Origin of the sequence: Saccharopolyspora sp. NPDC047091 (assembly GCF_040643635.1) — a bacterium.
In the GTDB taxonomy this organism is placed as follows: Bacteria; Actinomycetota; Actinomycetes; order Mycobacteriales; family Pseudonocardiaceae; genus Saccharopolyspora_C.
This window is the reverse complement of record NZ_JBEYUS010000126.1, coordinates 1-7350: the sequence shown is the minus strand read 5'-3', so window position 1 is coordinate 7350 and position 7350 is coordinate 1. Positions and strand designations below refer to the sequence as shown.

The window sequence follows — 7350 nt, the reverse complement described above, 5'->3', positions numbered from 1 at the left end:
GCGGGATTCTCGCGAGGACAGCTTTTTCCCTCGTGGCGGAGCCACTTGGGAAAAAGATCCCGCAGCGAGAATCCCGCTGAGGTTCCGCCACCCGCCCCCGAAGCAGAACGAGCCGACTCCTCAGTCCACCAGGGCCTGGTAGACGAGTTGGTGGAGCTGGGAGCGGATGGGGTGGGTGCCGGACGGGATGAGCTGGGTGAAGAACTGCACCGTCAGCTCTTCCGCCGGGTCCACCCAGAACGCGGTGCTGGCGAGGCCGCCCCAGGACAGCTCGCCGGGCGTGGAGATCACGTGCGAGGCGACGGGGTCCTCCACGACGGCGAAGCCGAGCCCGAACCCCTTGCCCGCGTTGGCGACCTCGGAGAAGGACCCGTTGGCGATCTGGTCCAGGTGCGCGCCGCCGGGCAGGTGGTTGCGGCCCATGTAGCGCACCGTCCGGTCGCTGAGCAGCCGCACCCCGTCCAGCGCTCCGCCGCCGAGCAGCATGCCGGTGAACCGGTGGTAGTCGTGGGCGGTGGACACCAGTCCGCCGCCGCCGGACAGCGCGCGCGGTGCGGCGTCGGCGGGCGGGTTCTTCGGCACGGTGGCCTTGCCCGCGGAGTCGGCGAGGTACAGCGCGGCGAGCCGGTCCTTGTCCTGCGCGGGCACCGCGAACCCGGTGTCGGTCATGCCGAGCGGTTCGAAGATGCGGGTGCGGAAGAACTCGTCGAGCCCCATGCCGGAGGCGACTTCGACGACGCGGCCGAGCACGTCGGTGGACACCCCGTAGTTCCACGCGGTGCCGGGTTCGAACAACAGCGGCATCGCCGCGTAGTCGTCGCACACGCCGGCCAGGTCCTGGTCGGGGGTGCCGAATTCGTAGCCGGTGCGCCGGTAGATCTCGTCGACGGGGTTGAGCCGGTTGAACCCGTAGGTGAGCCCGGAGGTGTGGGTGAGCAGGTGCCAGATCCGCACCGGCTCGGTCGCGGGCCGGGTCTGCGGGGCGCGGGCGGGGCCGCCGGTGTAGACGCGCTGCTCGGCGAAGGAGGGGATGAACGCGCCGACCGGGTCGGTGAGCTCGAAGGCGCCCTCTTCGTAGAGCATCATCGCCGCGACCGAGGTGATCGGCTTCGTCATCGAGTAGATCCGGAAGATCGTGTCGTCCTCGACGGGCGCGCCGGTGGTGATGTCCCGCTGCCCGTGCGAGCTGAAGTGCGCGACGACGCCGCGCCGGGCGATGAGCAGCTGCCAGCCGGGGAGCCTGCCGTCGGCGACGTACTCCGCGAAGTGGCGGTCGATGCGCCGGAGGCGCTCGGGGTCGAAACCCGCCTGGACGGGATCGGTCTGCAGCTGCACTTGATCATTCTCCTTCGCCGGGGCCGTCACCTTTCTACTCGCCGGTACCGACGGCGTGCCAGCGTGTTCCCCGGCACGTCGTCGCGCTGCGCGATCGCGTTGTCACCGGTCGCGAACGGTCCGGGTGCGCCACGCGCGGGGGCGCGGGCGGTTTCCGCTCGGGTTCCCGGCGGACGGCGGGCCGCTGATCACCGGAATCGCCGTCGGCGGCGGAATCCCGTTGGCACGGCGGTGTTTCTCCTGGCGAGACCTGTTCGCGGCGGCCGGGCCGAGCGAGTAGCGTCGAACGGGTGACGAATTCTCGGACCCCACCCCCCGGGCTGCCCGGCACGGCGGGGGAGCTGCGTGCCAGCGGACACCTGCCGTACAGCGTGAAGACCGAGGTGCGCCGCAACCTGCTGACCGCGCTGCGCTCGGGGAATCCGCTGTGGCACGGCATCGTCGGTTTCGAGCGCACCGTGCTGCCGCAGCTGGAGCGCGCGCTGATCGCGGGCCACGACGTGGTGCTGCTGGGCGAGCGCGGGCAGGGCAAGACGCGGCTGCTGCGCGGGCTGACGGCGCTGCTGGACGAGTGGACGCCGGTGATCCCCGGCTCCGAACTGGACGAGCACCCGCTGGAGCCGATCACCCCGGGCTCGATCCGCCGCGCCGCCGAGGAGGGCGACGCGCTGCCCGTCGCGTGGCGGCACCGCGAGGACCGCTACGTGGAGAAGCTGGCGACCCCGGACACCGCGGTCGGCGACCTCATCGGTGACGTGGACCCGGTGAAGGTCGCGGAAGGACGGTCTCTCGGCGACCCGGAGACCATCCACTTCGGACTGGTACCGCGGGCGCACCGCGGCATCGTGACCATCAACGAGCTGCCGGACCTGGCCGAGCGGATCCAGGTGGCGCTGCTGAACGTCATGGAGGAGCGGGACGTGCAGGTCCGCGGGTACAGCCTGCGGCTGCCGCTGGACGTGCTGCTGGTGGCCACGGCGAACCCCGAGGACTACACCAACCGCGGCCGGATCATCACCCCGCTCAAGGACCGCTTCGGCGCGGAGATCCGCACCCACTACCCGGTGGAGCTGGACGACGAGATCTCGCTGATCCGGCAGGAAGCGCTGCTGGAAGCCGAGGTCGGCGACCACCTGCTGGAGGTGCTGGCCCGGTTCGTGGGGCACCTGCGGGAGTCCTCGGCGGTCGACCAGCGCTCCGGGGTGTCGGCGCGGTTCGCGATCGCGGCGGCCGAGACGGTGTCCGCGGCCGCGCTGCACCGGGCGGCGCTGACCGGGGAGGAACCGGCGGTGGCGCGACCGGTGGACCTGGACGCGGTTCCGGCCGTGCTGCGCGGCAAGCTGGAGTTCGAAGCGGGCGAGGAGGGCCGCGAGGACGAGATCCTCCGCTACCTGCTGCGCCGTTCGGTCGCCGACACGGCCCGCGGCCTGTTCGCCGGGCTGGACCTGAGTTCGCTGATCTCGGCCGTCACCGGCGGGCACCAGGTCGCCACCGGTGAGCGGGTGGCGGGCGCCGACGTGCTGCGGGCGTTGCCGGAACTGCCGGTGCTGCACCAGGTCGCCGAGCGGCTGGACGTGCGCGCCGGGGATCCGGTCGGGCGCATCGCGAGCGCGGTGGAGCTGGCGCTGGAAGCGCTGTACCTGGCGAAGAAGCTGGCCAAGGACACCGACGAGCAGCGGTCGGTGTACGGCTGATGCCGCGGTTCCGGTACGGCGCCTGGCACGGTGGTTCCGATCCGCTGGAACCGCCGGTGGACCTGCGGTCCGCGCTGGACCAGATCGGCCGGGACGTGATGGAGGGCGCGTCGCCGCGCTCCGCGCTGGAGGAGCTGCTGCGCACCGGGACCCGCGGCACCACGGGCCTCGACGAGCTGACCCGCCGGTTGTGGCAGCGCCGCAGCGAACTGCAGCGCAGGCACAACCTGGACGGCACGGTGCAGGAGGTGCGCAGGCTGCTGGACCGCGCCCTGGAGCAGGAGCGCGCCGCGCTGGCCGCCGAGGACGGCGAGGACGCGCGGTTCCGGGAGATGCAGCTGGGCGCGCTGCCGCCGGACGCGGGCGGTTCGGTGCGGGAGCTCGCCGAGTACGACTGGCGTTCGTCCGACGCGCGCGAGACGTTCGAGGAGATCCAGCGGATGCTGGGCGGCGAACTCCTGGAACAGCGCTTCCGCGGCATGAAGCAGGCGCTGCAGGACACCTCGCCGGAGGACGTGGAGCGGGTCCGCGCGATGCTCGACGACCTCTCCGAGCTGCTGGCCGCGCACGCCCGCGGCGACGCCGACGTGCCGGAGCGGTTCGAGCGCTTCATGGCCGAGCACGGCGAGTTCTTCCCGGAGAACCCGCGCGACGTGGACGAACTGGTCGACGCGCTGGCGGCGCGGTCCGCGGCGGCGCAGCGGATGTTGAACTCGATGAGCGAGCAGCAGCGCGCCGAACTGGCCGAGCTGTCCCGGCAGGCGTTCGGCGACCCGCGCATCGGTGAGGCGCTGAACCGGATGGACCAGCAGCTGCGCTCGCTGCGCCCCGGCGAGGACTGGTCCGGCCGCGGCCGGTTCCGCGGCGACCAGCCGATGGGCCTGGCGGAGGCCACCGAGGCGATGGCCGAACTGGGCGAGCTGGAGCAGCTGGCCGAGCAGCTCGGCCAGTCCTACCCGGGCGCGAGCCTGCAGGACATCGACCTGGAGGCGCTGGAGCGGCAGCTCGGCGAACGGGCCGTGGTGGACGCGCAGCGGCTCGCGGACATCGAGAAGCAGCTGCGCGGGCAGGGCCTGCTGCAGCGCGGACCGGACGGGAACCTGCGGCTGAGCCCGCGCGCGATGCGCAGGCTCGGCGAGACGGCCTTGCAGTCGGTGGTCTCGCAGCTCCGTTCCCGCAAGGGCGACCGCGACACGGACCGGGCGGGCGCGGCGGGGGAGCTCACCGGGACCACCCGGCCGTGGGCGTACGGCGACACCGAACCGTGGGATGCCGTCCGCACCGTGCGGAACTCGGTGCTGCGGCGCGCCGCGGCGGGCCCGTCGGCGCCCCGGCTGGACATCGAGGACCTGGAAGTCGCCGAGACCGAGCAGCGGTCCCGGGCGGCGGTGGCGCTGTGCGTGGACACCTCGTGGTCGATGGTGCAGGACGGCCGCTGGGGGCCGATGAAGCGCACCGCGCTGGCGCTGAACCACCTGGTCGCCACCCGGTTCCGCTCGGACGCCCTGCAGCTGGTCACCTTCGGCCGGTACGCGTCCGCAGTGGACGTGGGAGAGCTGGCGGCGCTGGAGGGAACCTGGGAGCAGGGCACCAACCTGCACCACGCGCTGCTGCTGGCCGGCAGGCACCTGCGGCGGCACTCGGACGCGCAGCCGGTGGTCCTCGTCGTCACCGACGGCGAACCGACCGCGCACCTGGAACCCGACGGCGAAGCCGTGTTCCAGTACCCGCCGACTCCGCGCACCCTCGGCGTCACGCTGTCCGAAGTGGACTCGTTGCACCGGTTGGGCGCGACGCTCAGCGTGTTCATGCTCGGCGAGGACCCCCGCCTGGAGGCGTTCGTCGACGTGGTCGCCCGCCGCGGTGGTGGCCGGGTCGTCGCCCCCACCGCCGACGGGCTCGGCGCGGCGGTCGTCGGCGACTACCTCCGCACCAAGCGCCGGCGTTGACGGGCCCTCACAGGTACGAGCCGGTGAGCAGTTCGAGGTAGTGGCCCGACGGGTCCAGGAGGTAGACGCCGCGGCCGCCGTGGCCGGTGTTGATCTCACCGGGACGGGTGCGCTGCGGGTCCGCCCAGTGGTCCCGGCCGGCGATCCGCGCGCGGGCGCGGTCGAAGTGCGCGTCGTCCAGCCGGAAGGCGTAGTGCTGCGGCGGGAACTCCACCGGCGGGGTGGCGAATTGCAGCAGGACGCCGTCCGGGAGCCGGACGTTGACGAACGGGCCCCACGACGGGGCTTCGTCGGCCTCGAGCAGGTCCCGGTAGAACTCGGCCATCTCGGCCGGATCCGTCGAAGCGATGATCGTGTGGTCGAAGCGGGCTGCCACGGTCCTCCTCGGTCGGTGCGGGTGACGTCGAGTGCACTCGCCGACGAGGGGGCGCGCGGATCAGCCGCCGACCAGGTGGCCGTCCCGGGAGCGGCCGGTACCGGCCTGACTGGTCATCACGCGGTGATCGTACCGCTCGGCCACCGGGCCCGTCCGTGTTCTCGACCGATCACCGGAGGCCGCGCGGTCAGGTCGCGAGGAGCTCGCGGGCGGTGGTGACCGCCTCGGTCAGGCTCTCGACGAGCGGAGCACCGGACCCGGCGAAGTGCTCGCGGGCGTGCAGCGCGCTGCGGCCCGAGTGGTAGACCACGCAGCGGGCGCCGACCGAGGCGGCCGCCGCCGCGTCGTCCACCGTGTCGCCGATGAACACCACCCGCGCCGGATCCGGATCGCCCAGCTCCCGCAGGTGGGCGCGGACGTGCGCGGCCTTGGTGTCGGCGAAATCGCCGCTGCGGCCCTGCACGTGCCGGAAGGAACCGGTGATCCCCGCCGCTCGCACCATCGGGACCAGCACCTCGTGCGGGCACATCGACAGCAACGACTGGGTGCCGCCGGACGCCGCCCACCCGGCGAGCGCGACCTCCGCGTCCACGGCCAGCGCCAGGTCCGGCAGCGCCCGCGTGTAGTGCTCGTCGAACCCGCCGAGCAGCTCCGCCAGCTCGGCCGCCGCCAGCGGACCGTTCGCCAGCCGCTCGCAGAACGCCGAGATCGGCCGGGTGAACAGCCGCTGGTGGTCCTCGACCGTCACCACCAGGCCCGCGTCGGCGAACGCCGCGATGACCGCGCCGATCATCGCGTCCCCGTCGTCGAGCAACGTCCCGTTCCAGTCCCACACGATGTGGCCGCTCGGCATGGGCCCTCCCGTCGTCCCCGCGACTCTCGCGGACCGCGGTCGCCGGCGTCCAGCTCCGCTCAGGTGAACGGCCCGCGCCTCCCGGCCGGGCCGATCACCTCGCGTGATCAGCTCTGGTCGGCGCCGACCAGCTGGGACTTCTCATGGGCCTCTTCCTGGGCCATGGACTTGCGGGCCGCGTTGATCTGGCGGCGGCCCCAGCTCTCCGAGAGGCCGTAGCGCTTGGCCAGCTCGGCGGGCTTCACCGGCTGCTCGGCCGCCACCGACATGCGGTAGTCGTAGCGGGCCGCGGACCGCTTGTCCTGGTCGCTCATCGGCCCGTCCGGGACCGGGGGCAGGGTGAGCGTCTGCTCGGTGTCCTGGACATCGGTCGGCTTCTTCGCGCCGCCGGCGGTGGTCGCGGCGGGCTTCTGCTTGGCGGCGCCGGACTTGGCGGTGGTCTTCGCGGCGGCCCCGGTCTTCGCGGCCTCGGTCGCCGAGGTGTCGGTCTCGGGGGTGTCGGTTTCCGCGGTGCCGGTCTCGGGGGTGGGCGCAGCGGCTCGGTCGTCCTGCTCTGCGGTGACCTTCGGCAGTTCGAGCGTGACCGTGGGGGCGTCCGCGGTGCCGCCGGTGGCGAGCTCGGACCGCGCCTCCTCGGCGGGCCGCTGCGCGTTCCGCGCGGTGGTCGCGGGCCGCTCGTCCTGCGCGGTGGTGCCGGATTCCCGCGCCTCGGCGGCGGAATCCGCGGCGTCCGCCGCGACCGCACCGGACGCCTTCGCGGAAGGGCCGGAGTTCGTCGCGGAAGCATCGGAGCTCTTCGTGGAAGCGCCGGAGCTCGTCGCGGTGACGCCGGAGCTCTTCGTGGTGACGCCGGAGCTCGTCGCGGCGGCGGAGGTCTTCGCCGCCGCCCTGGGCGTCGTCGCGGCCGTCGCAGAATCCCGCGCCGTCGAGCCGGATTCCGCGGTCTCCGCGGCGGTGGAACCGGCCCGGACCGAGGACGCGGCGGCGCGTTCGGCGGTCGGGCGCTGCGCCGCGGGCTCGGTGGCCCGGGAGGTCTCGTTCGAGGTGGTCCGCGGCGCGTTCCGGGAGTTCTCGGCGCGTTCGTCGTCCGAAGTGGACGATTCGGTCCTGGCGGCGGGTTCGGCTTCGACGCGCGGCTGGACC

Annotated in this window: 5 protein-coding genes and 1 pseudogene; 2 read left to right on the top strand and 4 right to left on the bottom strand. The window is 73.3% G+C overall.

The window, feature by feature from the left end:
- Nucleotides 1-120: 120 nt before the first annotated feature.
- Nucleotides 121-1335, bottom strand: coding sequence for a serine hydrolase domain-containing protein (locus tag ABZ805_RS28760; protein WP_358446921.1), 1215 nt, complete (start codon nt 1333-1335; stop codon nt 121-123).
- Between the two features lie 290 nt (nt 1336-1625).
- Here ABZ805_RS28760 and ABZ805_RS28755 point away from each other — a divergent pair, with 290 nt between their 5' ends.
- Nucleotides 1626-3029 (top strand): ATP-binding protein, encoded by a 1404-nt coding sequence (locus ABZ805_RS28755; protein ID WP_358446918.1) that lies wholly within the window; start codon nt 1626-1628, stop codon nt 3027-3029.
- Nucleotides 3029-4978, top strand: a complete 1950-nt coding sequence (locus ABZ805_RS28750; RefSeq protein WP_358446915.1) for a VWA domain-containing protein — start codon at nt 3029-3031, stop codon at nt 4976-4978. Before ABZ805_RS28755 ends, ABZ805_RS28750 begins: the two co-directional genes overlap by 1 nt.
- 7 nt (nt 4979-4985) lie before the next feature.
- On the opposite strand, the gene ABZ805_RS28745 is transcribed toward ABZ805_RS28750, so the two are convergent.
- The 3 genes and pseudogenes from ABZ805_RS28745 to ABZ805_RS28735 all read right to left on the bottom strand — a co-directional run.
- A complete protein-coding gene (locus ABZ805_RS28745) occupies nt 4986-5354 on the bottom strand; it encodes a VOC family protein (RefSeq protein WP_358446912.1) in 369 nt (122 codons plus the stop codon).
- 187 nt (nt 5355-5541) lie between these two features.
- Nucleotides 5542-6207, bottom strand: a complete 666-nt coding sequence (locus tag ABZ805_RS28740) for a haloacid dehalogenase-like hydrolase (RefSeq protein WP_358446909.1) — start codon at nt 6205-6207, stop codon at nt 5542-5544.
- Between the two features lie 107 nt (nt 6208-6314).
- Nucleotides 6315-7350 (bottom strand): annotated as a pseudogene (locus ABZ805_RS28735) (hypothetical protein); the annotation flags it as partial.